Below are 26,178 nucleotides of genomic sequence, written 5' to 3'. Positions count from 1 at the left end.
GCCGAGACTATACATGATTACTCTGACAACAACTTGTTCATCAATTGGTTCGCCTTACCTTCGAAGAACTGGATCATCGGACCGATAAAGACGAGAATCAGTATGGTACCGATTCCAACCGGCCCACCGACCAGAAGTGCTACGACTAAGGCAAATCCTTCTGTCATGGTCTTTGATATGGTAATACTGAAACCAAAACGCTTTCTCAATGAAATCATCAAGTTGTCGATGGGATTTAATGAGAACTGCGGCTGCAGATAGAGGGAAACCCCTATACCTAAAATAACAATGCCGCCGAGAGACAATCCGATTCGGCTCCACAAAGTAGTCAAGTCTAAACCTTCAAAGGCATGGAGAAGCCAAAAATCAATAAACCTCCCCAATACAAGAATGGTTATAACCGCCAGGATATCGGGTTTTTCTTTAGCTATCAGCGCATTGACTACAATCAAAATCGCTCCTATGATAATGACCCATGTCCCGACAGTCAGTCCAATGATCTCAACAAGACCGACGTTAATAGCATCCCACGCGCCAGCCCCAAGATCCGCTTCAATCGTCATGGCTATCCCCAGTGACATGATAGTCAGACCAAGCAGATAAAAAAATGCTTTAATGACAAAGTTCCTCAATTCCAATCCCTCTTCTCCCTATGTTGTCTGCTCAAAGATGTCAGAAAACCTTCGAACAAAAAAAAGAGCAGTTATCCAAAAAACGATGTTTTTGGATAAAGCTCCCTTTATTCTACTTGCTTAACTGAATTGTCTCAAGAGATTCTTCTACTACAATACTGTCCTTGACCGATTGTACCATAGAACAATTCTTCTTAGAAACGTTCAAATTCTTCAGCAGCTTGTCCTGATTCAGGTGATACCCTTTGATCACAAAATGGAGATGCACCTTCTCTATCCGGTTGGCTTCATCCGGATTTCTCGTTACTTCTGCTGTAACTTTAATATCTTCATACTCCACACGCTGTTTATCAAGAATCTTCCTGAAAACACTCACACTGCACCCGGCTATGGAAGCAACCATCAACTGATAAGGGCGGAATCCGAATGCTTCATCTCCGGATATGTTCAGCTGTCCAAATTCCACGGAAGTACGCACTCCGTTCTCTTTCAAGTAAAAATCCATCACTGTCCCACTTCCTTTCTCTCAACTGATACTTAATTATATAATAACCGTTTTCCGAGTGAAAATAACCAGCTCAGATGAATAAAAGCTTGTTCCTGCACCTGCTTTTCTATACGATGGAACATGCAGAAAGAGGTGTCAGACGCTATGAATTATATGCGAAGACGATTTTGGACATTAATCAGCCTTGTAACGATTTCAGGATTTTCCCAAGGGATGTTACTGCCGCTCCTGGCTATCATTCTGGAACAAAACGGAATTTCCTCTTCCGTTAACGGGCTCCATGCCACCGGATTATACATAGGAATACTCCTCGCTTCGCCATTTATGGAAAAGCCGTTACGGAGGATCGGGTTCAAACCGATGATCATGATTGGAGGAGCACTCGTTGTGGTTTCGCTGGCTCTTTTCCCATTATGGCAGGCACTGTGGTTTTGGTTTATCCTGAGAGTCGCCATTGGGATCGGGGATCAAATCCTTCACTTCGGAACCCAAACTTGGATCACAGCGACCGCAGATAAAAAGTCATTGGGAAAAAGCATAGCTTACTATGGACTTTTCTTCAGTGCAGGATTCACGATAGGTCCACTGATGACAAACCTATTGACTTTCGGAACATACGCTCCATTCTTACTATCTTCTTTGCTGAGTCTTTCCGTCTGGTTACTTATGCTCCGGATCAGAAATGAAATGCCCGAAGCACACACGGCGACGGCAAGGGAAACCAGTTCGCTGCAGCGCTTCCGACGGGCACTGCAACTTGGGTGGGTGGCTTTTCTTCCCCCGCTTGCCTATGGATTCCTGGAAGGAACCCTGCACGGGATCTTCCCTATTTACGGACTGAGAATCGGCCACGATGTCCATATACTCTCGTTCATCATTCCAAGTTTCGCTGCAGCAAGCTTACTTTCACAGATTCCACTTGGTACGATGAGCGACAAGTACGGAAGAAGAAACGTCCTATTAACAGTTGTCACGTTAGGAATTTTTGCATTTCTTGGTGCCGCTGTCTGGGAAGAATCCGTCCTCGGCCTTTTTACTACTTTTGCTATGGCAGGACTATGTGTCGGTTCCCTCTTCTCACTGGGGATATCCTATATGACCGATTTGCTCCCTAGAGACCTGCTGCCTGCCGGTAACATATTATGCGGAATGGCTTTCAGTATAGGCAGCATTCTCGGCCCTTTCTTATCCGGGTCATTCCTCGACCTCTTGCCGGGTATGTCCTTCTTCTACGTTATCGTCGCCTTGTTGCTTATCGTCCTTGCAGCGACATTCATTAAAAAGAGTCCACAAACACAAGAAAGAGCCGCGGAATGATTCCGTCAGCTCTTTCTTTTCTTTCATTCGGTCAGTGCTTTCTCAAGCACATCTAGATTGCGGTTCATAAGAGAGAAGTAGTCTTCATCTTGTTCTATATCCTCTTCTGTCAGCACAGCAAGGTTATGGAATCGAAGCGTTTCAGCTCCGATTTCCTTTTGAATGATCTCTGAAACTTTCGGCGTAATGTTCTGTTCAAAAATTACGTAGCGCAAGTCATGATCTTTGGCTTCCTTTACGATTTTCTCCAAATCTTTCTGGGAGGGTTCATTGGTCGGGCTTAAACCGGAAACGGAAATCTGCCTGATGCCATATGCCTCTTCCCAATAACCGTAAGCGGCATGAGATACAATGATTTCTTTTTTGTCCTTACTGGAAATCGTATCATGGAAGGATTGATCAAGGTCTGTCAACTTCCCTTCCAGCTCTTTGAAGTTTTCCTCATACCGATCCTTCTCTTCCGGATTGAGATCTACCAGTTGGTCTTTAATATTCTCAGCCATCTCTATAGAGCGAACAGGGTCCAGCCAGACATGCGGGTCCTGTTCGCCGTGATTATGACCTTCATGGCCGGACTCCGCTTCATGTGCATGATCATCTGCTTCCTCAGATGCCCCATCGTGCGTGTCCCCTTCATGAGTATGGGCACTCTCCTCTAAGTCCATCCCATTCGCTGCGGCAAGAATGGATACTCCTTCCGGCTCAATCGCTTGGGATATTTTTTCTGCATATCCTTCAAGACCCGCACCATTGTAAATGAACAAATCAGATTCCGCCATTTCGACCATTTCCTTCGTTGTAGGCTCATACGTGTGCGCATCTGAACCAGGCGGGAGTATAGACGAGACATCTACTGTTTCTCCCCCGATCTGCTCAGCGAAGAACTGTAATGGATACACCGTCGTATAGACTTTTAATTTTCCTTCCTGTCCTTCTCCTTGACCGGATGTTTCCTTGTCTCCACAAGCTGTCAGTATAAAAACACTCAATAGAATGATTGCTGTTATCCATATTTTTCTCATCTCAGGCCTCCTTGCCGTCCTTATCCTTTTGGGATTATATCGTAACGATTACTTTTTGTAAATGGTAATCGTTACTTTTTGATTCAGAATAAAAACAACAGCCTGTACAGCGTGGTACAGACTGTCATCCCTTATTGGCACTGCGGACATTTTCCATAAATCTCAAATTTATGATTCTCTACGTCATACCCGCTTAGATTTTCATTAATACTTTCCATCGGACAGAATTCAATGGACTTCGTCTTACCGCAGAGGGTACATATGAAATGATGGTGATGCCCATGCGTGTCACATCCGAGGCGGAAGTGCTTCTCTCCGCCCAGCTCGGTCGCTTCCAGAATATCCACTTCCGTCAACATATACAGGTTCCGATAGATCGTATCATAGCTTACCCCAGGGAAATCTTCCTGGATTTCCTTCAAAATATCCTTAGCAGCGATGTATTGATCCTGATTGATGAAAATGTCGAGGATGCGTTCCCGCTGTTTCGTACGTTTATATCCTTTTTCCTTCAGTTTCTGCAGTGCTGTCTCGATATTCATCCGACTTCACCCTTTATCCATAATTGCGTCCTGACTTTCTTATACAAGATAGATAAAACTAGTATTAAAATAGCGATTACAACAATCGTCCCTCCTGGTGGAACGCTGAGATGATAGGAAGAGAACAGACCAAGCATAACAGAGATTTCCCCGAATGCAATGGACAACCCGATCGTCTGTTTAAAGCTTCTGGCTATCCGAAGCGCTGACGCTACCGGGAGCGTCATCAAGGCGGAAACAAGTAAAATTCCGACCACCTGCATGGAAGACGCAATGACGAGCGCGACCATGACGATAAATAATAAATGGATCCACCGTCCATTAACTCCTGAAACAGAAGCATGCTCTTCGTCGAAGGACAGGACGAACAGCTCTTTGTAGAAGAGAATGACGATCATGACGACGATCATCGTTATTACCAGTACGGTCCACATACTGTCTCTGCTTACCGCTGTCACGCTCCCGAACAAATAACTGAACAGATCCGTGTTAAAGCCGTCTGCGAGGGAAATGAGAATGACACCAAGACCGATTCCCCCGGACAGGATGATTGGTATAGCAAGCTCTTCATAGTGCTTATATACCTTGCGCAGCCGCTCAATCAGCACGGCCCCCCCAACGGAGAAGACCATCCCCATATAAATCGGATTCCAGTCGTTGATTCCTGTCACCTTTTTCTCCAGCAACAAGCTGGCGGCGATTCCCGTCAACGTAATGTGGGAGAGAGCGTCAGCAATCAGTGACAGTCTACGAACGACAATGAACACCCCGAGTAAAGGTGCGACGATTCCGATAAGCAGCCCTGTAATGGCTGCGTTCTGTAAAAATTCATACTGAAAAAAACTTTCAATCATGATGGTTCACCTCTGCGTGGTTATGGCTCAATTGTTGAACAGCATGGCCGTATAGTTGGTTGAGATCTTCTTCACTGAACTCTTTGTAATCTTTGGAAGCCCCGTGGAAGTGAACCGTCTTGTTCATGCAGATGACGTGTGTTGCATGGTCCGTAATGGTACCGATATCATGGGTAACCATCAACAAGGTAATCCCCTGCTCTTTATTCAAACGGCCAAGAAGGTTGTAAAACTCCGTTACATGCTTCGCATCCACACCGACGGTCGGCTCATCCAATATCAGCAGAGCAGGATCACTTACTAAAGCCCTCGCTATGAACACCCGCTGCTGCTGGCCTCCCGACAGCTCACCGATGTTATGGTCAGAAAATTCTTCCATCTCTACCGTTCGGAGAGCTTCCATGGCTTTATCTTTATGTTTTTTATTGAAGAACTTAAAGGCACCTATCCTGGAAACAAGCCCTGTCTTCACTACCTCCAATACTGTAGCTGGAAAGCCGGAATTAAAGCTGTTCGCTTTCTGGGAGACAAAACCAATTTCCTGCCAGTCTTTATAGTCCTTAATCGGCTGGCCGAACAAGTTAATTTTCCCACGATCCGGCCTGATGAGACCGAGCATAAGCTTAATTAGAGTCGACTTGCCTGAACCATTGGGACCTACAAGGCCCAAAAACTGTCCCTGCTCGATGGAAAGATCTACATCTTTCACAACCAATTCCCTTTCATATTTAAAAGAGACATTCTTCATTTCTAAAATGCTTTGTTTAGTTTCCATCCTTTTTCACTCTTTCAAAAGATTTATGTCAGGCGGGCGTATCCGCCAACAATTCATAATCATTACGATTTAAACCCAATACCTATCATAAAGGAGGATAGCTTATGAATCAAGCGGCTCACCTTACATTCTTCCTCTCGGACAAAAGAAAACCGGAGCAGCAGATCTGCTCCGGTTCCCATCATTATAAATATCGATTGTAACGTTTCTCTAAATAGTCCTGCAAAGCCGAAAACAACATCGTAAGCGGCCAGTAAATAAGGGCAGCAGTAATATACATCGTCATTGAGTCTACGGTACGGCCGGCAGCTATTTGAGCTTTGTTTAATATTTCCGGTACAGAAATCATGGCCGCAAGCGACGTTGCTTTCAACAAATCAAGAAACACATTACCAAGGGGCGGGATCGCAATCCTCGTTGCCTGCGGCGTAATGATCCTCCGTATGGTCTGCCAGTACGTAAAACCGAGGGCACGCGCCGACTCCCATTGCCCGGACGAGACACTATTCAAAGAAGCGCGGTTAATCTCGGCAATATATGCGGCGCTGTTGGTACCGAAACCAATAACGGCAGCAGCCGTTGCAGTAAGCTTGATTCCAGCAATAGGCAGACCGAAATAAAGCACGAACAAATAAACAAGAATCGGCGTCCCGCGCATAAACGAAATGTAGAACCGGGCCGGCCAGCGTAACCACCTGCGCTCTGATCCTCTCGCAAGAGCTAGAAAAAAGCCCAACACGAGTCCGATCAGCATACCAGCAACAGCAAGAAGAAGCGTATACGGCACACCTTCCAAAAGAAAAGGCAGGTTTTCCAGTGCACGATCGACATCGAACAACTTGTCTGTTTGGATGTTATTGATTTCTATTCCGAACATAAGAGCTTAAATATCCAATCCTTCGATTTCCTGAATATCTTCATCCGGTTTCTTGGAAGCATCCTGCCCGCCGAAGAATTCCTCTGAAATCTCCGTCAGAGTGCCGTCTTCCCGCATTTCCTGAAGAACCGCATCTACTTCTTCCTTCATATCTCCTGCATCTTTCGGAAGGACGATGGCAGAATTGGTGGGATAGAATTTCAAATCAGGATGCAGCTGGACTTTGATGTCCGGCAGCGCTTCAAGTGCAAGAGACTGCAGATAGTAGTCATTGATAATGAAGTCTGTGTTACCGTTCTCCACATCACGAAGATATACATCGTTTGCAACATTTCCATATGTCTTCGTTTCCGCGCCGAAGTGTTCTGCAATTTGAGCAAATACTGTCGTGGCTCCACCACCATGTACTTTTCCTTCCAGATCATCAAGCGTCTCAATGCCTGACATATCCGACTCACGGACAATCATAGTGGAATAAGAATATTTATACGGCTCACTGAAGTCAAATTTCTTCTGACGTTCCTTTGTCACTTCCATATCATTAATGACAGCATCTACACGACCGCTCTCAATGGCTGCCGTAAGCCCGTCTACTCCGAATTCCTCGAACTTCACTTCCAGACCGAGGCGGTCTGCTACTTCCTTCATTACCTCCACGTCATACCCTGTCAGCTCATCAGAACCTTCCGGATAATAAGAAGCAGGATAAAGCGTCCCTGATGTTCCTACAACAATTTCCCCTTTATCTGTGATTTCGCTCCATTTATCTGCGGATTCTTCCTCTGATCCACAAGCAGCAAGGAGGAATGACATGACAAGCATAAGTATAAATAAGACACGTTTACGCATGGACTGTGCCACCTTTCTGATTTTTTTCACACTTGTATAATATAGCAACTTGACACCTGTATTTTCAACTGACCAGGCGGAATTTTTTCTTTCCATGTTGGAATTGACTTTTTTGAGCACCATGCTATGATTATAACATATACTAAATTATAATAATTATAATCTAACAAACGATATAAGAAAGGTGTGTGAAAGCATTGAATCTATCCGGAACATTAAAGCATTCCCTGCTATCTTCTAACCGGGGGAAACATTGGAAAGACCATTCCGAACTGGCGGCAGCAATACTCAGCGGTCTGCTTGTTCTATTCGCCTGGTACGGGGAGTCGCACTGGGATCCTCCTATTTACATAGGAATCTATCTGGCGGCTTTTCTAATCGGAGGATACGCAAAAGCGAAAGAAGGAATAACAGAAACGCTGAAAGAACGTGAATTAAATGTCGAGCTCCTCATGATTCTGGCAGCCGTCGGCTCCGCGTCCATCGGTTATTGGATGGAAGGAGCCATATTGATCTTTATTTTCTCTTTAAGCGGGGCCCTGGAGACTTATACGATGAACAAAAGCCAGAAAGAGCTGTCTTCCTTGATGAGCCTCCAGCCCACACAGGCACTGCTGGTCACTAATACAGGCTATGAATGGACCGATGTATCCACACTGCACATCGGTGACCGTATTCTTGTAAAACCAGGAGAACGTGTTCCTGCTGATGGAGTCATTACCCGAGGAGCATCCTCGATTGACGAAAGTGCCATAACAGGAGAGGCCGCTCCCATTTATAAACAAACGGATGGAGAAGTATATGCAGGAACCATGAACATGGAGGCAAGCATCGTCGTCCATGTAACGAAAAAAGCGAACGATACTCTCTTTCAGAAGATCATTCATATGGTTCAGCATGCTCAGAGCGAAAGGCCACCATCCCAACTGTTTATCGAACGTTTCGAAAGCCTCTATGTCAAAGGCGTCCTGGCTGCTGTCAGCGTGATGCTCTTCCTCCCCCACTTTCTTTTTGGGTGGACCTGGATGGAGACAATCTACCGGGCGATGATTCTTCTTGTCGTTGCATCCCCTTGTGCTTTAGTGGCATCCATCATGCCCGCCACTCTATCCGCCATCACTCATGGTGCACGGAACGGCATCCTTTATAAAGGAGGTGTCCACCTTGAACACCTGGCACATATTCGGGCAGTAGCGTTCGACAAAACGGGGACACTGACAAAAGGAAAGCCATCCGTTACGGAATTCATTGTGGAAAATGAAAAGGATAAACAAACCTGCTTAGCTGTCGCTGCTTCTCTCGAGGAGCATTCCAATCATCCACTTGCCGAGTCAATCATGAATTATGCAGAACAGCACAAGGTGAACACTGTTCCCATTGAAAGCGTGCAGAATCACAGTGGATACGGACTTGAAGGTACGTATGATGGAGACACTTGGTTATTAGGAAAAGCGGAATTTGTAGGAAGAGAGGAAGCAGCAGCCTTCAAATCGCAACATGAAGTAGATTTCGAGTCCGACGGGAAGACCGTCATTTTCCTCAAAAAAAATCAGAAGATCGTCGCCCTTTTCGCCGCGAAGGATACGGTACGCGAAATATCCAAGAAAGCCGTACGAATGCTGAAAGATCAGGGCATATATACCCTGATGCTCACTGGGGACAATTCAAAAACAGCGAAAGCAATCGCAGAGGAAGCAGGAATAGATCAATACATTGCGGAGTGCCTGCCGGATCAGAAGCTCAAAGAAATCAATGAGCTCAAAAAACGTTTCCCGCATGTGGCCATGGTCGGTGATGGAATTAATGACGCTCCTGCTCTGGCGGCCGCTGATGTAGGTATCGCCATGGGAGAAGGAACGGATGTAGCATTGGAAACCTCAGACGTCGTCCTGATGAAAAATGACTTGAGAAAGATTACGCAATCCATCCATTTGTCTAAACGTATGAATCGGATCATCAAACAAAATGTCATCTTCTCCATTCTGGTCATCACACTGCTCATTATCAGCAATTTCCTGCAGTTTCTTGACCTTCCACTTGGAGTGATCGGTCACGAGGGAAGCACCATTCTCGTCATCTTGAACGGCCTCAGACTTTTAAGAAACTAATGATAAATGACCATAAGAAAACCGCTTTCATGAGGAAAGCGGTTTTCTTGCTCCTGACGTTCAAGCTTATTCAGCCGTGCGGCTGTGTCTCCGCTTGTGAGTCATCGCATTAATTTCTCCGCCGAGAATAATCACAAGACCGGATAAATAAAACCATATCATTAGTACGATGACCCCACCGAGACTTCCATATGTTGCCGAAAAATTACCTAAATTACTTACATAAAAGGAAAATAATAGCGATACAAGCTGCCATCCGAATGTAGCAAACAGCGTCCCACCGATTGTATCTTTATACTTCAACCGCTTACTGGGCGCTGTAAGATACAGGAAAGAAAGCACCAGGAAAAAAATGATGGAGGAAATCACCCATCGAAGACCATTCCAAACTGTCAGAAAACCTTCCGACAATCCAAAGAAAGAGAACAGCTGAGCTCCGATCATATGCCCAAGCACCGGAAGCAGGAACGCAATAGCTATGACGAATACCATAGCGATCGTCAATACAATAGCAAGGACCCTCGAAATGAAGAACGTCCTGTTCTCTTCGACCCCGTAAGCCCTGTTGAACGCTCTCATGATAGCATTCACACCGTTGGAAGCCGCCCACAGCGTACCGATCAAACCAATGGACAAAAGGCTTCCATTTTCGGTACGGAGCAAGGAGGAAACATTCTCGGTGATCATTTGAAAGGTGTCCGGAGGCGCATACGTGCTGACAAACGCAAGAACCCTCTCTTCATCAATATGAAGATACCCTAATAAAGTCACCAGGAAAATCATAAACGGAAACAAGGATAATAAAAAGAAATAGGCCAGCTGTGCCGACATCCCTCCTACATCATCCTCGCCGAAACGGACAAACAATTCTTTGATGAAACTCATGATGCTTTTCACAATCCCTCACCTCTTGAAGTTAAGAAGCCTCTTCCGGTTTATCGACAGCTTCCAGCTGTTCCTTCACTTCCCGGTTGAGTTCACCTACTTTATTAAGCATACTCTCCGCTTTCTGAATTAATTCAAGGAGATCTTCCACCCCTTTGTTCACTTGCGCAGAGAACCCCTCATAACACATACGTAGATTGTGGATGGCTTCCGACGGGTGCTTCACATAAGAACGACATTTCCTTCCGGCATCACGCGTCTGCTCCATCGTATAACTCCTCGTATCTTTATCCAGAAGAGCAATGACCCCTCCAGCCACAGCCCCGTACACCAGGCCTTTCCACAAATTACTTCGACTCATCCTATTTCCTCCTTACAGGTTATTTTTCTGCTTAATGTCTTGCAGGAGACGCAGGCACCCATCGTACACGAGTTCATAAACGTATTCAAAATTACCTGTGAAGTATGGATCCGGCACCTCTTCTTCCTTTGCATCCGGTACATAATCCATCAACTTCCTGATTGTCACGTCGTTTTTCACTCGAATCGCGTTTAAATCTTTCATATTCTTATCGTCCATTGCGATTATATAATCGAAATCGTCCCAGTCCGCTTCTTTCACTTGACGCGCCTGTATGCCGTCATAAGAAATATTTTTACTGCTCAAAATTTGTCTTGTTCCCTCATGAGGGGACGAGCCGACATGCCAATGACCAATTCCGGCAGAATCGACTGTGATCTTCCCCTCCAGTTTTTCTCTCTTGACCAAATCCCTGAAGACGGCTTCAGCCATCGGTGAACGACAGATGTTCCCTAAACAAACGAATAATACATGTATCATTTTCCGTTCCTCCGTATAGTAGTATTTCCCATTCTTTTCATTCTATGAAAGGTGACGGAAATCCTGCTAAACCATGGATTCCCCTCTCAATATCTTCCCATATCCTGTCGAAACGAACCACATTTTTGCAGGAACGCGCGGAATTGTCCTTGACATTCTGTTTAAATTTTCGGAATATTTTAATATGGTCCATTTAGACAAATATAAAAGGGGGATGACCATTTTGAACGATTTTCTGAGCAATATCAGCGGAGTCGTATGGGGACCTGTCCTGTTGATTCTGTTGGTAGGTACAGGCATTTATTTGACCCTGCGTCTCGGTTTCCTGCAATTTAAGTCCCTGCCTTATGCATTGAAGCTAGCCTTCAAACCGGGACAGAAGAAGAGGAAGAATGAGAAAGGGGACATTTCTCATTACCAGGCATTGACTACAGCTCTGGCTGCTACGATCGGAACAGGTAACATCGCAGGAGTGGCGACAGCTGTCGTACTCGGAGGACCCGGAGCCGTATTCTGGATGTGGATCACAGCCGTGTTCGGAATGGCTACGAAATACGCCGAAGCTGTCCTTGCCGTTAAGTACCGCGTTGAAGGAAAGAACGGAGAAATGTCAGGAGGACCGATGTATTATCTCTCCCGCGGTCTGAAAATGAAGTGGCTTGGACAACCACTGGGCATGCTCTTTGCTGTATTCGGTGCGATTGCAGCTTTCGGTATCGGAAACATGGTACAGTCCAACTCCGTATCAGACGTTATGCAGGGAACCTTTAATGTACCGACATGGGTAACGGGAATCATATTAACTCTTTTGGCAGGACTAGTGCTTCTAGGTGGAATTAAGAGCATCGGTAAGGTCACCGCATTTTTCGTTCCAGTAATGGCTTTGTTTTATGTTATTGGTGCATTGATCATACTCGTACTCAATTACAATTTGATCATCCCGGCTTTCGAAACGATCCTGACAGACGCTTTCACTGCCAGCGCCGTCGGCGGAGGAATTCTGGGAACCGTCATCCGCTATGGTGTAGCGCGTGGTGTGTTCTCGAACGAAGCAGGACTTGGATCTGCACCAATCGCTGCCGCTGCAGCCAGAACCGATTATGCCGGACGGCAGGCATTGGTCTCTATGACTCAAGTTTTCATCGATACCATCATTGTATGTACCATGACGGGTTTGACGATCGTCATGGCTGATCAGTACACAGGAGGATTAGATGGAGCAGACCTGACCTCTGCATCCTTCGCTATCTTCCTTGGTGATGTCGGCTCCTACATTGTCGCTATCGGCCTTGTATTCTTCGCTTTCTCCACCATCGTCGGTTGGTCCTACTACGGGGAGAAGTGCTTCGGCTACATTACAGGGCAGCGGGGAATAGGTATCTATAAATCCGTCTTCGTCCTGTTTGTTTTAGTCGGTGCAGTCTCCCAGCTCGACACGGTGTGGATTTTTGCAGATATTATGAACGGTCTGATGGCTTTCCCTAACTTAATCGGCCTTCTCCTTCTTTCCGGGGTCGTCGTCTCAGAAACGAACAAATTCCTGAAAGTTGCTAAGAAAGAACGACAGCAGGAAAAAGAAGCGAAACAGGCAGGATAATTAGAACCCTCCCGCAAATGCGGGAGGGTTTGCTTATGCCAGCGGCTGTATGCATGCTTCTCCTTCATTCCCTGCCTTATTCACATAATCACTGACGGGGTAGGCTTCCATATCTGCACTTTCCACCTTTTGTATAAATGCCTGAGCCTGTTCCTTCGTCCAGCGATGAGGGTCTAACCAGTTCTGGCTGGTCTCTCTGGAAAGAATGACAGGCATACGATGATGAATTGGATTCATGAAAGCGTCCGCTTCTTTAGTCAGAATGGAACAGGTGAAAAGATCGCCATCCCCTTTTCCCCATTTATCCCAAAGACCGGCAAAAGCAAACACGCGTCCATCTTTCCTCGAAATGCGCATAGGCTGCTTACCATCTTCCGTCTGTTTCCACTCATAGAAGCTGTCTGCAAGGAGGAGACACCTCCGCTCTTGGATCAGCTTCTGGAAACTCGGTTTCTCATGAGCTGTTTCGCTCCTTGCATTGATCATCTTGTAGCCGATTCTCTCATCCTTCGCCCAAGAAGGCACGAGCCCCCATTTCATATATCCGGCCCGCTTTTCAGAACCGTCATGAATAACCGCAAGCACCTTCTGGCCGGGTGCTATATTATACCTTATCTGATAGTCGGGAATCGGACGAGTAATTCCGAATTCTTTCCGGATCTCCGACTCGTCAGCCAGCAGTGTGTATCTTCCACACATAGGAAAAGCCCCCTTTTTCTTCTATTATATATGTAGCACCCTTCCCTTTATACAAAGAGGAGACACAGATACCTGCGTCTCCTTGCTAAAAACCGAACTTGCGGTGTATTTTGTTTTGATACCTTCGGAAAACTCCGGTATTCCCGGTGTCTCTCTTCTCCATCATCATATCGAAGCGCAGCTTCTTCTCTTTCCATTCCTTTGTGTAGTGGGAAATAAGGGATGGATCGGTGATTGCCGACAGTAATTCCTCAAGGTCGACCATCTCTTTTTTCAGCATCATTTCTTCAGGAAGCATATGGGCATTCTTTAAAATACGATACCCGTTACGCAATTCTTCCGGAAGGTGGGCAAACTCGTCTTTCGGGAGAGGTTTACCTTTTCCGGGCAAATCGTCGAACTCCCCGTTTTTTAAAGCCTGCTTAATCTTCTCTTCGACGATGTGATAATAATCCATCTTTCACCACCCTCTCAGCGGAATACGGACAGCAGTTCCCTATAAAAGCTTCTTCCGGAGGTTTTGTTTTAATCCTTCCGCTAACGGTTCTAAACGAATTATACGTTCAAGCAAGGCAGGGCTTTCGTTATGCCCGTACCTGACGTCATTAACGTCTGAAACCGTTACACCTTCCGGATGAGCTTCGATCAATGCCAACATATCCCCCGCAGCAATCTCCCCCTCTTTCAGGACACGAAGATAGAATCCGGTAAACCCGCTGTCGATGACGCGGGCAGGAAAATCATCGATACCATGGGTACGTGCGATGATATAGCAGGGTTTTCTTGGTTCAGACACTTGAACCACCGCACTACCCAATTGGTATATATCGCCGATTCGAGCCTCGGCTTCCTGAATTCCCTCCACGGTCAGGTTTTCTCCGAAAGAAGGAAAGGAAAACGTATGCCCGTAGTGACTTTCCCAATGCCTGTAGTGCTGGGCAGGGTATAAGCAGAGCGCCTTATCACGGCCGCCGTGGTTCTTTTTATCCGCCTGTTCGTCTCCTGCCAGGTTGGTGAAGGACAAAGGAACCCGGTCACTCACAGGTTTCTTCCGATAGGCACTCTCAAGGTCGCCCTTATCTGTGGCATATACTTCCGGACGGCCGACATTCAAGGATAACAGTTTATAATTCACTCCATGTCCCCTCTCTGTATTGTTGGACCCAGGCAGGGAGATAATCGTACTGCCAGGCATCCATCGGATAATCTACGAAGACATCCTCCCCGTTCTCATACAACGCCTGAATCAATTCATTCACTGCCCCGAAGTAATACGTGTAAAGAAACTCATAGCTGAAAGGTTCCTTCGGCATATCGTTCTTCGCACAGACTTGCGGATCACTGTAGTTTAAGTAGGTACGGCAGGGAATCGGTCGGACTTCGTATGCCATACATAACTTCGTTTCCGGATCCAGCATGGGACAAGGAAGATCCAGTTGTTTGTAGGCTAACTTCGTTTCCGGCGCTTCATGATCCATCTTCATAGCTTTGTTCAACTTCTCTTCCTGCCGGACATAGTACCGATCCCAATGTTGGAAGATAGCCTGCTTCCTGTCCTCAGAGAATTGCTCAATAGAACGGAACATCATCCTCGCTTCCATCTTCGAAACGACTATTGGAAAATAACAGCAGAATGCACATCCCATGAAACAATTCGGCTTCATACCTGCGAATTCCTCCATACGTTCTATTTCTGCATCCACTTCTTTCAATAAACGCTGGAAACCGTCCAATATGACTGTTTCCGTATCCTGCTCACTATCCAGCAGATGATCTATAATGTCATCGAAAAATGCCGGGTCCACTTCATAGGACTGGTTGATCTTCTCACATTTTTTGATAATTTCTTCATGTTTTAGAAAACTCATAAGGAAAAACTCCTCCATCTATCGTTGTCTCTATTATACATCTCTTGCAAGCATCGCTACCACCATAGACCTAACCACGAATTTCCTCTTGTTCCACCCCCATAAAAAAACTATGATGAAAGAAAGTATATAATTAAGAAATATGTCATCTTTGGAGGTACGCCTAAATGTTATCAAATGCTGAAATCGGTATCGACCTCGGTACTGCGAATATACTGATCTACTCTAAGTCAAAAGGAATCCTGCTGAATGAACCTTCCGTCGTAGCTTACAATACAGAAACAAAGAATGTGGTAGCTGTGGGGAAAGAAGCCAAAGAAATGGTAGGAAAGACCCCAAGAAATATCATCCCTGTCCGTCCATTACGCGACGGAGTGATCGCCGACTACGATATGACAGCCCAAATGTTGAAAGAACTATTGAAAAAAGTTTCCAAGAAATCCGGTATTTCCATGAGAAAACCAACGGTCGTGATTTGTACACCTTCCGGCTCTACATCTGTAGAAAGACGTGCTATACATAACGCAGTAAAAAGTTATGGAGCTAAACACGTCCATTTAATCGAAGAACCGATTGCTGCTGCAATCGGAGCCGACCTTCCTGTAGATGAACCGATCGCCAACGTTGTCGTCGATGTCGGGGGTGGAACCAGTGAAGTAGCCATCATATCATTCGGTGGTGTCGTTTCCTGCAAGTCCATCCGTACCGGTGGAGACGTAATGGATGAGGAGATCATCCAGTATGTACGCAAAGCTTATAACGTCTTAATCGGTGAACGCACAGCTGAACAGGTGAAGATGGAGATCGGCTATGCACTGATTGATCATGAAGAAGAAGTGATGGAAGTGCGCGGCCGAGATATGGTCACAGGCCTCCCTAAAACAATCGAACTTAAATCCACGGAAATTCAAGGAGCATTGAAAGAGTCCCTGGAACAGCTGCTTGAAACCATTCGGGCGACGCTTGAAGAATGCCCGCCTGAATTGAGTGGGGATATCGTCGACCATGGCGTAATTCTTACCGGCGGCGGCTCTTTGCTTAACGGCATGCAGGAATGGCTTTCCAATGAAATTTCTGTTCCTGTGCATATGGCACCAAGTCCGCTGGAATCCGTTGCGATTGGTACCGGACGATCTATCAAAATGATACAAAAACTGCAAAAAGCATCTAAATAAAACAATGAATACCCCGCCCTTATAAGGCGGGGTTTGTTCTTTACCGAAGAAAGGATTTCGTCCATCTATGTCGAATAGGATAAGAATAGGGTCGATTCTCCAACACTTAAGATGTTTAAAACTCCGTTATCGGGTGAAAACTCGCCATGTACACTACCTAAACAAGGAGACTCGGAAATGAAACTATCCACTATATTGAAATGGGTGACCGGAGTATGTGAAGCACTTTTAGCTATTCCCATCGCCGGTGGTCTATTCATTGTCAGCAGCGGCTGGGCTCCGCTTATGACCATGTTTATTCTGCATTTAATCACACTAGTAATTGCCGTTAAAGATAACCGTGCTTATGTAGGAAGCGTATTTGGTCTCGTAACGAACGTACTTGGATGGATTCCGGTAATTGGATGGATCCTGCACACTATCACTGCTGTCATCCTTCTCATTGACGCAGGCCGATCTACAGCATTGGATAAAAAAGCAGCAGAATAAAAAGCCCATTCCTATTTTCAAGGGGGACGTTTTTATGTACACGGTGTTATGCATTTTCCGTGTGAAGAAAGAGAAACTGGATGATTTCCTGAAGACGGCCAAGAAATCCGGAGAAATGCTGCAATCCCACGGTTCGCTTGAGCATACAATCTATTTCTCAAAAGAACTGACAGGGCGGCAGGGTTCCATGGGCATCCTCAATTTGATTGAACTGGAAGAGGATGAAGAGCTTCTCCTCGGCCAGAGCATATTTGAGAGTGAAGAAAGCTACCATGAAGTCATGAAGTCTATCGGTTTTAATGACATCATTCATTACTTGAACGGTCACATTAAAGACATTGTTGAAATGAACAGGGTCGTCACTTCCAGCTTCACCACAGAACCGACAACACAGATGAAATAAATTCGATCGGAGGAAGAAACATGAAAATCGTTGTACTTGGAGCAGGAGCGCTTGGCGCTTACTTCGGAGCAAGGTGGGAAGAGGCCGGCCACGAAGTCGTAAATTTAGTCAGAGATGGACGCGCGGATCAAATAGAGAAGAACGGCTTGAAGCTGCACAGCACGATGGGAGATTACGAGGTAACGAACCCACAAATCGCGCGTCACCCTGAAGAAATCGAACACCCTGATGTCGTTTTTCTAGCCGTGAAAGGATACCATTTAAGCGGCACACTGGAATGGCTGAAACTGCTGGTAGAAAAAGGAGCGAAAGTTTACCCGGTCCTGAACGGCATGGAGCACATTCACATTCTGCAAAAAGAGCTCGGAGAAGAGGCCGTCATCGGCGGTCACGCCTACATTATTGCAACATTGGATGAAATGGGTCATGTTGTACATACCAGTAAATTCCACGACCTTTATTTCGGTCCTCTCCATCCTTCTCAACAAAGTATATGCGAAGAGCTTGCTATCGCCTGCAATCAGGCCAACCTGAACGGCACATTGAGTCCGCACATTCTTAAAGATATGTGGAAGAAATATATGTTCATCACAGCCTTCTCCGGTATTACGACGGCAGTCAATCAGCCGATCGGGGTAGTGAGAAGCTTTCCACAAACGCTCCAGACAGCGAAGCATATGCTTGAGGAGATGAAGGAACTAGCTAACGCACATCACGCTGATTTGACAGATGATCAAGTGGAAGACGCCTTTCAACGCCTTCGTAAGCTGGATGGTGAGATGACCTCTTCCATGCACCAGGATCGTCGTAAAGGACTCCCTCTGGAAGTCGAGCACCTCCACGGCGGAGCCTTGAGGCTCGGGAAAGAAGCCGGCCTTTCCATGCCGTATATCGAGACAATCCGTGCTGTCATTAAGCCGTATGAAGCTTATCAAGCATAGATCATACAAAAGAAATCCGAACGCTCCCCTGTTAACAAATATGCAGGGACGTTCGGATTTTCTTTTGTATGAGGCGGAGGAAGCCTCCTTATTCCCAGTTAATCATCCGCAAAATCATCGACGACCGGGCGCTTGCCGTTCTTCAAATCCCGTATCGTTAATCCGAAATCCATCTGCAGATGAGGGTAATCTTTAAAGTTTGACCAATCCCCTCCCCATTCAAAACCGAGGGACTTCGCTTCTTCGACCACTTCCATCCAGTCAGGTTCACCGTTCCCGTTATCGTCTCTGACCCTGTCCCACACGACGTCCCCTTCCGCTGTTCGAAGGGCGAAATCAATGGCAAGGCCATAATTATGATAAGACTCCCCACCTTTGGCGGATGTGACGATGCTCCCACCTTCGGAACGCCCCTGGGCATAGAGCGCGTCTTGTCGTTCCATGGTACGATGACCTTCCGTAATGACGACATCAATACCCTTGGCATGAACGGCGTCCATCAATTCTTCTTTCTTCTGCTCCACTACAGGATGAAGATCCGTCGGTACAGTATCTTCTTCTTTATAAAAAACTCCCGGCGGCATATCCCTCTGGACCTGCGGTACTAAGTAGAACAATAATGCAGCCAGGATTCCTATCCAAAACAGGTAGCCGATTAATCTTGACAGGATCCTCACAAAGACAACCCTTTCTCCTAGTAATTACTATGAGAATACCACAGACAGCCTGATAGAGACACTTAAAACCCTCGCAGGAAATCATACTCAAACGTTCCTTTTACCAACGCATTGCCTTCGTGCACCATTTCCCTGCCAAGAGCGATGACCCGGGAGATGTTCAGTGTCTCCTTTTCCATAAGTATAAGGTCTGCATCTTTACCGGGAACCAACCTTCCCTTATTCGATAATCCCAGAATGTCACTTGGGTTCGACGTCACCACTTTAAGTCCATCTTCCATAGAAACACCGTGTACAAAGACTGCCTCACGGAAGGCTTCTAGTAAAGAACGAATTTCGCCTACTTTTAATCCGGTCAGATTTCCCTGCTTATCAAAATCCGGAAGACTCCCCTGCGCATCGGAAGTAAATGTTATCTGCTCCACTGGAACACCACAATCCAACATTCTGGCCAGCGCTTCGCTGCTTTTCACCTCACCTTCTTCAAGAAATTCAGGGATTGTACTGGTAGTGAAGTCAACATATCCCCCCTTCTTCGCATAGAGAATCCCCGCCTCGAACAAGGCCCGATTTCTGTTTATATGCGTTGGATAAAATTGAGTGATCGGGATATCCGACGTTTCAACGACTTGTTCAATTAAAGATAATCCTCTTACCCCATCACCCACATGAATATTGACCACGCCTTTTTTACCCGAAAGCATGCCGCCGATCCTGGCCTGCGAGGCAATTCTTGTCAATTCCTTTACCGTGGGTTGGGAAGATCTATGATCGGATATTGCAATTTCACCTGCTCCGATAATTAAGTCTATCAGCATGATATCGTCTTCCATTTTTCCAGTAAGCGTTCTTACTGGAACCTGATAAGAACCTGTATGACAATAGCAAGTCAGCCCTTCCTCACGAAGCGACATCGCTTTAGCCAGCAAATTTGTCATCGTTCTCGTCGTACCATCCGTCCCAATCACACCGACAACAGTAGTGACGCCGCTCATTGTCGCCTGAGTCAATGTCAGCTCCGGCGTCCGCGATCGGAAGCTTCCTTCTCCTCCACCACCTGTTATATGGACATGCCCATCTACAAATCCCGGTGTCATAACCATTCCTTCCGCGTTTATCACCTGGACATCTTGTCCGCTTATCATAATCTCATCCCGAATATCCGCTATTTTACTTCCTGCAATCAGCACGTCCTTCTTCCCTGCATAATCAGGCGTATAAATCTCCGCGTTCTTAATAAGTGTAATCATATACGTTCCTCCCCGGCGCTTTTAGTTGAAATTGATCAATACTGCGATAACCACAAAGGCAGATGCCAGCCCAAACAAAACCAGCTGGAATTTAATGATAAATCGAAACCACTTGGCCCAATCGAGACGCGCTGCTCCAAGGGTACCCATCAACGCAGCAGACGTCGGGACAATGATGTTTGTCAAACCATCCCCTAATTGAAACGCCAGTACAGCTACTTGTCGGGTCACACCGGCAACATCCGCCAAAGGCGCCATCAACGGCATCGTCAAAGCGGCCTGCCCTGAACCTGAAACGACAAAGAAGTTAAAAACAGACTGAAAAAGGAACATGAGCCAGGCGGACAATGCTTCCGGCGTTCCCTCGAAAAGCTGTCCTGTTTGATGTAATATGGTATTCAACACAGATGGACTACTCGGATCATCTCCCCCGAGTATAATGATAATTCCCTTCGCCATTCCCACTACCAGAGCTGCAGGCAGCAGGTCTTTCGCCCCTTGGGCAAATCCTTCCGCAATATCGTTAACCCGCATATCATTTAATCGAAAAAGCACTCCGATGATTCCGGCAATCAGTCCGATTGTGAAAAATTGGCTTGCGATTTCAGGAATATAGTACGCATGTTCAATAACTCCCCAGACAATCCATACAACTCCGAGGATGACTGTCCCAATAACCAACAGGTGTCCTAACTGAAAGCGCGCCTTCCAATCTTCCGGATTAAAATCATCACGGAAATATTGATCCGATTGGTAAGAAAAAGATAAACGCGGGTTCTTTTTAATTCGGCTGGCGTATTTCCAAGTATAATAAGTCCCGACAGACGTAAACACAAACCACATGACAAACCGGAAAGGTGTGCCGGAAAGAACCGGGACATCCGAAACCCCTTGCGCGATCGCTACCCCGAATGGATTCATCCAGGATGTTCCGAAGCCGATTTGAGTAGCGACATAAGTAATCATGATCCCTGTTATCGCATCATACCCAAGCGCAATGACAAGCGGTACAAGAATCATTGCGAATGCTATGGCTTCTTCTCCCATCCCAAATACCGCTCCCCCTAAAGAAAATAGAAAGAACATGACCGGGATGATCAAAACTTCCCTGCCTTTTGTCTTATCAATGACAGAAAGAATACCCTCCTCAACAGCACGGGTTTTCAGAATGATTCCAAAAGCCCCACCAATGATTAAAATAAAAGCTACAACCCCGACGGCCGATCCCCATTTATCCCCGGACGTCAGCCCCTCGAACATATAATTGAGAAAACCAGCTCCACCACCTGCTTCAAACAGTCCCGTGCCTCCCCCGTCACCCTCGGAAACAGAAAAACTCTCCGGTACAAGGACCGTCCTTGTTTCCTCTGTTCCCGAGTTATTATAGGATACCTCTTTGGTATCAAATACTCCTGACGGAATAAGATGGGTCAGAATTGCTGCAACCAGTACGACGAAGAAGATAATGACATAAGTATGCGGCATTTCCAACTTTCTTTTTCTTTTCAAACCCATATAAAACTCCTCCTTTTCTACTTACTTTCCATCATGCAAGAAATGTGCCATTATTTTTTCGGAATATTCACTGTTTTTATACCGTTAACAGACTTTATAGGGTCTAATTGGGTGATATAATTAAAACTAAAAAGACATAAGGAGCTGCCAATGATCAATCGATTAACCCTTATTACCGGAACGATACAAACTCGCGAGGCACTTCAAACTCAACTACAAGACCTTATTGGCAAATATATTGATATTACCTGCTTCGCCATTGATGACTATGTTCCCGCCTCCACTACGGACCCTTTAATCATCTTTTCATCCCGTCTTGTCGAGCAGGAAGCTACTATTCATACCTTTGATGACTGCAAAACCATGACAGCTTTAAGAACCATTAACTATCAATATATTGAGAAACTGTTGGACCTTGAGGCAGGTACAAAGGTACTTTGTATTAATGACACAGAAGAAATGGCTCAGGAAACGATTGATACACTCATGGAATCAGGGATCAACCATCTCCATTACACGCCTCACACGACAGGGAATAACGCTCCCGAAGACATCCGGATCGGAATTACGCCGGGAGAGAGAGCCTTTGCTCCTGCCAGCCTGGAGCAGGTGATTGACATAGGTGTAAGACTTATTGATATTACCACTCTCATCGATATCCTTGATCACTTCCACCTGAAACAACCACTCGGCGGGACCATATCCAAACGGTACACAGGAAAGATTATTGACCTCAGCAGGAAGTTGACGAGTATCAACAAACAAGCTGCCCGCTTAAACCAACACCTCCAACAAGTGGTGGATGGTGTAAATGACGGGGTCATGGCCGTGGATGCACAGAACATAATTACTATTTTCAATCCTCTGATGGAAAAATACAGCGGAATTTCCTCCACTTTCGCGAAAGGAAAACATATCAACAAAATATGGAAGAACTCGTCTATCATTCCATTTATGACCGCATCGAAAGAAGAGAGTGTTTACCTTACATGGAAAGGCTTTAATTTAATGGTCTATCGAATAGAATGGGATCAGCACGATAACACACTCTTCATCTTCAAGAATGCGGATGAAACGATATTGATGGAAAAGGCCGCAAGAAAAGAGTTATTAAAGACAGGGTATATTGCCAAATACAGTTTTGACGATATCCTGGGTACGAGCGAAGCAATTCGGGAAGTAAAACATATAGCCAGGAAGCTGGCCAAGGCATCCTTCCCTGTACTTATACAAGGGGAAAGCGGAACAGGGAAGGAATTGTTCGCCCATGCGATTCACCAAGAATCCGACCGCGCGTCGTCCCCATTCCTCGCTGTCAACTTCAGTGCCCTCTCTGAAGATTTATTGGAAAGTGAATTATTCGGCTATGAAGACGGTGCTTTTACCGGGGCAAAAAAAGGAGGAAAGAAAGGGCTGTTCGAACAAGCGGATGGAGGAACCTTATTCCTTGATGAAGTCGGGGATATCAGTCCGAAGCTGCAAGCCCGCTTACTCCGGGTCATCCAGGAAAAAGAAATCAGGAAGATCGGCGGGACCAAGAACATTCCTGTCGATGTACGCATCATAGCGGCAACAAATAAAAATCTATCGCTATTAATGGAAAAGGGAGAATTTAGAGAAGACCTGTATCACAGATTAAAAGTCTTATTTCTGCCTATTCCTCCCTTAAGGGAAAGAAAAGCAGATATTCCAATACTAGCAGACCGATTCCTTACCGAAAGCAGCAATAAGAGCATGACATTAAGCAAGGAAACCTCAGAAGAACTCGCAAGGCACCAATGGTTCGGGAATGTGCGTGAATTAAAAAACACAATCGATTACCTCACTACTGTGTCAGACGGAGAAATGATTACAAGGAAAGACTTACCGGCTTCGGACTTTTTTCAGAAACCTGCTCAGAACGGAAAGACTGAGCAAAGCCTTGCAGACAAAGAAGTTACGAAGGAAATACTCACGTACCTTTTCCTTTGCAAAGAAAACTATGAGCGTGCGAGCAGAAAAAAGGTCCGAGAACATATGGACAAACGGGGCGTCCCTTTATCAGACCAGCAGATCCGTCGTTTTTTGGAACACATGAAAGCAGAAGGATGGATTGTTTCCAAACAAGGACGGGGAGGCACACAAATCACTCCTTCAGGGGCTGATTACCTACAACATATAGGACAAATGTTATAATTAAGAAAACCGGGATAAGGAGGTGCGGAGGAGCAGACATGCGCTTAAAACGAAAACCAGGAAAAACATTCTATGAACTTATTATGATTGCTCTCGCCGCCTTATCTGTTTCGACCATTTGGCAGAAAACCGGATATAACAGCATCATTATCTGGACGACTTGGACAATCTTCTTTGTCGATTTCTTATACCGTCTGCACCGGAGCGATAGCAAGTGGGAATTCATTAAAAAGAATCCCTTCATCGTTATCGCCGCCATTCCGCTGGATGCGATCTTTCAATTTGCCCGGTTCGCCCGCATCCTCCACCTGCTGCGTTTGAAATCAATCACCAAATACTACACGATGCCTTTCATCCGCTTTTTAAAAAGACAGCACCTGTGGACGGTCACCAGTATTACGTTTCTCTTAATCTTCCTTCTGATCATCCCTCTGACGCTGATTGAAAATGAGTTGGATTCCTACTCCGATGCCTGGGTAAGTGCCATTCTGTCCCTTACATTCTTCGGACGATCAGGATTTGAACCGGAGACGGCAGCCGGTCAAGTCATCATCGTGACCCTGACCATATTCGGCGTCATCCTGCACGGGCTTATCATCAGCACGTTGGCGGACTATATTATTCACTCCCCCATTGTCCAATTGCTGAAGTCTAAGTTCTCCAGCAATAAATAAGGGACCCTTATTACTTTTTCTTCCAATAATTACGTTTTATTTAACCACAAAAAAGGAATGAGAGAAGAGAATCCACCATCGGAGGTGAGGGGATGTCCAAAAAAAACAGCCATAAGCTGAGTGAAGAAGATCAAAGTTTCGAAGAGAAGAAACGAAAAGAAGAGCTGATGGATGAAATTCCCGTCGATGATCTGAAGAAGGAACAGCTAGAAGAACAAAAGGGAAAAACATCCAAAAATGACTCTTCCACAGAAGAAAGACATAACGAAGACTTAAGACCATGATTTATGAGGTGAAAGACATGAAAGAATTTCAGGCCTATCAGTTATCTCAAGATGATGAAGGCATAACCGGAGCTATAAAAACACTTCAGATGAGCGATCTTCCTTCCAGTGACGTAACCGTTAAAGTTCATTATTCAAGCGTCAACTACAAGGACGGAATGGTTACACAGGAGGACAATGCTCTTGTAAAAGCATACCCGATTATCCCTGGTATAGACCTGGCGGGAGAAGTCGTCCACTCTGATGACACTCGCTTCCACCAAGGGGATAAGGTTATTGCCACCAGCTATGAGATCGGCGTTAATCATCCCGGCGGCTACAGCGAATATGCAAGTATACCCGCCGACTGGATTGTCCCTCTTCCCGATGGGATGACGATGGAAGAGGCAATGATTTATGGAACCGCCGGTTTTACGGCTGCGTTGTCCATTCACAGGTTGGAGCACAACGGCCTGACCCGGGAAGCCGGGCCCGTACTCGTCACCGGAGCCTCGGGAGGCGTCGGTAGTATGGCGGTCGCTATGCTGGCTAAGCGAGGATATGAAGTGCACGCAAGTACCGGGAGTAAGGAAAATGCAGATTTCTTAAAGAATTTAGGCGCAGAAACCATCCTTTCCAGAGAAGATGTCTATGACGGCAAACAGAAAGCACTCGCCAGCGGACGCTGGGCTGCTGCCGTTGATCCGGTCGGCGGTGAACAGCTCGCTTCTGTACTAAGCAAATTGAAATACAGTGGCGCAGCAGCTGTTAGTGGTCTCACCGGAGGGACGAAAATACCTACGCAAGTTTATCCCTTCATTCTAAGGGGTATCAGCCTTCTAGGTATTGATTCTGTAAATTGCCCGATGGAAATGAGAGAAAAAGTGTGGCACCGGTTAGCGAACGACATGAAAGTCAAAGAAGCGTTTGATGCTATCAAGACGGTGCAGCCGTTACAAAAGGTCCCCGAAACGCTGGACCAAATTCTTAAAGGGCAAATACAAGGTCGTACCGTCATTAAAATCAATGATTGATGGTAGTTCCTATTCAAAACGCAGGGTGTTGACAAAAGACTTAACATCCCATATAATTTGAAGATGGTGCCTTCATAAGAAAGGCAACTCGGAAAAGAAAAGAGTGATTTGTATGAGACTGGCATTCTGCTACGTTTTGATACAACTTAATCACACTGGATCAGCTTCGGAGCTGTAAGGATGCAATAGAGGTAGGGATTGCGTCGTT

General features: G+C 45.8%; 29 protein-coding genes. 11 read left to right on the top strand and 18 right to left on the bottom strand.

The window, feature by feature from the left end; all coding sequences use genetic code 11:
* Positions 1-17 precede the first annotated feature (17 nt).
* Together QRD89_RS04210 and QRD89_RS04205 are read right to left on the bottom strand one after the other, a co-directional pair.
* Complete coding sequence (locus QRD89_RS04210; protein ID WP_235601516.1) at positions 18-638, bottom strand: YczE/YyaS/YitT family protein; 621 nt, start codon at positions 636-638, stop codon at positions 18-20.
* A 106-nt stretch (positions 639-744) separates the two neighbouring features.
* The gene (locus QRD89_RS04205; RefSeq protein WP_008632790.1) at positions 745-1,137 is read right to left on the bottom strand and encodes an OsmC family protein; all 393 of its coding nucleotides are present in this window, start codon (positions 1,135-1,137) and stop codon (positions 745-747) included.
* A 147-nt stretch (positions 1,138-1,284) separates the two neighbouring features.
* Here QRD89_RS04205 and QRD89_RS04200 point away from each other — a divergent pair, with 147 nt between their 5' ends.
* A complete protein-coding gene (locus QRD89_RS04200; protein WP_286096389.1) occupies positions 1,285-2,457 on the top strand; it encodes an MFS transporter in 1,173 nt (390 codons plus the stop codon).
* A 23-nt stretch (positions 2,458-2,480) separates the two neighbouring features.
* Here the strand turns inward: QRD89_RS04200 and QRD89_RS04195 are convergent, their stop codons facing one another.
* The 6 genes from QRD89_RS04195 to QRD89_RS04170 form a co-directional block, all read right to left on the bottom strand.
* Positions 2,481-3,479 (bottom strand): metal ABC transporter solute-binding protein, Zn/Mn family, encoded by a 999-nt coding sequence (locus QRD89_RS04195; RefSeq protein WP_008632792.1) that lies wholly within the window; start codon positions 3,477-3,479, stop codon positions 2,481-2,483.
* A gap of 131 nt (positions 3,480-3,610) precedes the next feature.
* Positions 3,611-4,021 (bottom strand): Fur family transcriptional regulator, encoded by a 411-nt coding sequence (locus QRD89_RS04190; RefSeq protein WP_008632794.1) that lies wholly within the window; start codon positions 4,019-4,021, stop codon positions 3,611-3,613.
* Complete coding sequence (locus QRD89_RS04185; RefSeq protein ID WP_286096388.1) at positions 4,018-4,875, bottom strand: metal ABC transporter permease; 858 nt, start codon at positions 4,873-4,875, stop codon at positions 4,018-4,020. The genes QRD89_RS04190 and QRD89_RS04185 overlap by 4 nt, the downstream gene beginning before the upstream one ends.
* On the bottom strand, positions 4,868-5,650 hold the full coding sequence (locus tag QRD89_RS04180) for a metal ABC transporter ATP-binding protein (protein WP_008632798.1): 783 nt from the start codon (positions 5,648-5,650) through the stop codon (positions 4,868-4,870). The genes QRD89_RS04185 and QRD89_RS04180 overlap by 8 nt, the downstream gene beginning before the upstream one ends.
* Positions 5,651-5,834: 184 nt before the next feature.
* The gene (locus QRD89_RS04175; protein WP_008632800.1) at positions 5,835-6,527 is read right to left on the bottom strand and encodes an amino acid ABC transporter permease; all 693 of its coding nucleotides are present in this window, start codon (positions 6,525-6,527) and stop codon (positions 5,835-5,837) included.
* Positions 6,528-6,533: 6 nt separating this feature from the next.
* Positions 6,534-7,376: a transporter substrate-binding domain-containing protein gene (locus QRD89_RS04170; RefSeq protein ID WP_008632801.1), complete on the bottom strand. Its 843-nt coding sequence runs from the start codon at positions 7,374-7,376 to the stop codon at positions 6,534-6,536.
* Positions 7,377-7,573: 197 nt separating this feature from the next.
* Between QRD89_RS04170 and QRD89_RS04165 the strand changes: the two genes are divergently transcribed.
* Entirely contained in the window at positions 7,574-9,484 is a 1,911-nt protein-coding gene (locus QRD89_RS04165; protein ID WP_286096855.1) for a heavy metal translocating P-type ATPase, read from the top strand.
* 66 nt (positions 9,485-9,550) lie between these two features.
* Here the strand turns inward: QRD89_RS04165 and QRD89_RS04160 are convergent, their stop codons facing one another.
* Genes QRD89_RS04160 through QRD89_RS04150 form a run of 3 tightly spaced genes read right to left on the bottom strand, consistent with a single transcriptional unit; the run spans position 9,551 to position 11,210 of the window.
* Positions 9,551-10,381, bottom strand: coding sequence for a YihY/virulence factor BrkB family protein (locus tag QRD89_RS04160; protein ID WP_008632803.1), 831 nt, complete (start codon positions 10,379-10,381; stop codon positions 9,551-9,553).
* 19 nt (positions 10,382-10,400) lie between these two features.
* On the bottom strand, positions 10,401-10,730 hold the full coding sequence (locus tag QRD89_RS04155; RefSeq protein WP_008632804.1) for a YtxH domain-containing protein: 330 nt from the start codon (positions 10,728-10,730) through the stop codon (positions 10,401-10,403).
* A 12-nt stretch (positions 10,731-10,742) separates the two neighbouring features.
* A complete protein-coding gene (locus QRD89_RS04150; RefSeq protein WP_008632805.1) occupies positions 10,743-11,210 on the bottom strand; it encodes a low molecular weight protein-tyrosine-phosphatase in 468 nt (155 codons plus the stop codon).
* A 214-nt stretch (positions 11,211-11,424) separates the two neighbouring features.
* On the opposite strand from QRD89_RS04150, the gene QRD89_RS04145 reads away from it, so the two are divergent.
* Positions 11,425-12,807 (top strand): alanine/glycine:cation symporter family protein, encoded by a 1,383-nt coding sequence (locus tag QRD89_RS04145; RefSeq protein ID WP_035388653.1) that lies wholly within the window; start codon positions 11,425-11,427, stop codon positions 12,805-12,807.
* Between the two features lie 33 nt (positions 12,808-12,840).
* Here QRD89_RS04145 and QRD89_RS04140 read toward each other — a convergent pair whose 3' ends face one another.
* The 4 genes from QRD89_RS04140 to QRD89_RS04125 all read right to left on the bottom strand — a co-directional run bounded on the left by QRD89_RS04140 (position 12,841) and on the right by QRD89_RS04125 (position 15,374).
* Positions 12,841-13,506: an SOS response-associated peptidase gene (locus QRD89_RS04140; RefSeq protein ID WP_008632807.1), complete on the bottom strand. Its 666-nt coding sequence runs from the start codon at positions 13,504-13,506 to the stop codon at positions 12,841-12,843.
* 85 nt (positions 13,507-13,591) lie between these two features.
* Complete coding sequence (locus QRD89_RS04135) at positions 13,592-13,963, bottom strand: DnaJ family domain-containing protein (protein ID WP_062515373.1); 372 nt, start codon at positions 13,961-13,963, stop codon at positions 13,592-13,594.
* Positions 13,964-14,002: 39 nt separating this feature from the next.
* On the bottom strand, positions 14,003-14,641 hold the full coding sequence (locus tag QRD89_RS04130; protein ID WP_008632809.1) for an MOSC domain-containing protein: 639 nt from the start codon (positions 14,639-14,641) through the stop codon (positions 14,003-14,005).
* Positions 14,631-15,374: a YkgJ family cysteine cluster protein gene (locus tag QRD89_RS04125; RefSeq protein ID WP_008632810.1), complete on the bottom strand. Its 744-nt coding sequence runs from the start codon at positions 15,372-15,374 to the stop codon at positions 14,631-14,633. The genes QRD89_RS04130 and QRD89_RS04125 overlap by 11 nt, the downstream gene beginning before the upstream one ends.
* 167 nt (positions 15,375-15,541) lie before the next feature.
* Between QRD89_RS04125 and mreBH the strand changes: the two genes are divergently transcribed.
* The 4 genes from mreBH (at position 15,542) to QRD89_RS04105 (ending at position 18,382) form a co-directional block, all read left to right on the top strand.
* Positions 15,542-16,549: a rod-share determining protein MreBH gene (mreBH, locus tag QRD89_RS04120; protein ID WP_008632819.1), complete on the top strand. Its 1,008-nt coding sequence runs from the start codon at positions 15,542-15,544 to the stop codon at positions 16,547-16,549.
* 177 nt (positions 16,550-16,726) lie between these two features.
* Positions 16,727-17,038, top strand: a complete 312-nt coding sequence (locus tag QRD89_RS04115; RefSeq protein ID WP_008632820.1) for a hypothetical protein — start codon at positions 16,727-16,729, stop codon at positions 17,036-17,038.
* Between the two features lie 34 nt (positions 17,039-17,072).
* Positions 17,073-17,441 carry a DUF1428 family protein gene (locus QRD89_RS04110; RefSeq protein ID WP_008632822.1) on the top strand — a complete coding sequence of 123 codons (369 nt, stop codon included), beginning with the start codon at positions 17,073-17,075 and terminating at the stop codon, positions 17,439-17,441.
* Between the two features lie 20 nt (positions 17,442-17,461).
* Complete coding sequence (locus QRD89_RS04105; RefSeq protein WP_008632823.1) at positions 17,462-18,382, top strand: ketopantoate reductase family protein; 921 nt, start codon at positions 17,462-17,464, stop codon at positions 18,380-18,382.
* A gap of 98 nt (positions 18,383-18,480) precedes the next feature.
* Here the strand turns inward: QRD89_RS04105 and QRD89_RS04100 are convergent, their stop codons facing one another.
* The 3 genes from QRD89_RS04100 to yfcC all read right to left on the bottom strand — a co-directional run bounded on the left by QRD89_RS04100 (position 18,481) and on the right by yfcC (position 21,824).
* On the bottom strand, positions 18,481-19,059 hold the full coding sequence (locus QRD89_RS04100) for a M15 family metallopeptidase (RefSeq protein ID WP_286096387.1): 579 nt from the start codon (positions 19,057-19,059) through the stop codon (positions 18,481-18,483).
* A gap of 62 nt (positions 19,060-19,121) precedes the next feature.
* Positions 19,122-20,309 carry a beta-aspartyl-peptidase gene (iadA, locus tag QRD89_RS04095; protein ID WP_286096386.1) on the bottom strand — a complete coding sequence of 396 codons (1,188 nt, stop codon included), beginning with the start codon at positions 20,307-20,309 and terminating at the stop codon, positions 19,122-19,124.
* 21 nt (positions 20,310-20,330) lie between these two features.
* Complete coding sequence (gene yfcC, locus QRD89_RS04090; protein ID WP_082794495.1) at positions 20,331-21,824, bottom strand: putative basic amino acid antiporter YfcC; 1,494 nt, start codon at positions 21,822-21,824, stop codon at positions 20,331-20,333.
* Positions 21,825-21,974: 150 nt separating this feature from the next.
* Here yfcC and QRD89_RS04085 point away from each other — a divergent pair, with 150 nt between their 5' ends.
* From QRD89_RS04085 to QRD89_RS04070, 4 genes are all read left to right on the top strand, one after another.
* A complete protein-coding gene (locus QRD89_RS04085) occupies positions 21,975-23,999 on the top strand; it encodes a sigma-54 interaction domain-containing protein (RefSeq protein ID WP_286096385.1) in 2,025 nt (674 codons plus the stop codon).
* Positions 24,000-24,037: 38 nt separating this feature from the next.
* Positions 24,038-24,673: a hypothetical protein gene (locus QRD89_RS04080; RefSeq protein ID WP_008632836.1), complete on the top strand. Its 636-nt coding sequence runs from the start codon at positions 24,038-24,040 to the stop codon at positions 24,671-24,673.
* A gap of 92 nt (positions 24,674-24,765) precedes the next feature.
* On the top strand, positions 24,766-24,957 hold the full coding sequence (locus tag QRD89_RS04075) for a YczO family protein (protein WP_008632838.1): 192 nt from the start codon (positions 24,766-24,768) through the stop codon (positions 24,955-24,957).
* Positions 24,958-24,974: 17 nt separating this feature from the next.
* A complete protein-coding gene (locus QRD89_RS04070; protein WP_286096384.1) occupies positions 24,975-25,970 on the top strand; it encodes an acrylyl-CoA reductase family protein in 996 nt (331 codons plus the stop codon).
* Positions 25,971-26,178: the final 208 nt, after the last annotated feature.

Source organism: Halobacillus sp. ACCC02827, from assembly GCF_030291935.1.
Classification (GTDB): domain Bacteria; phylum Bacillota; class Bacilli; order Bacillales; family Halobacillaceae; genus Halobacillus.
This window is presented reverse-complemented; position numbering and strand designations above follow the sequence as displayed.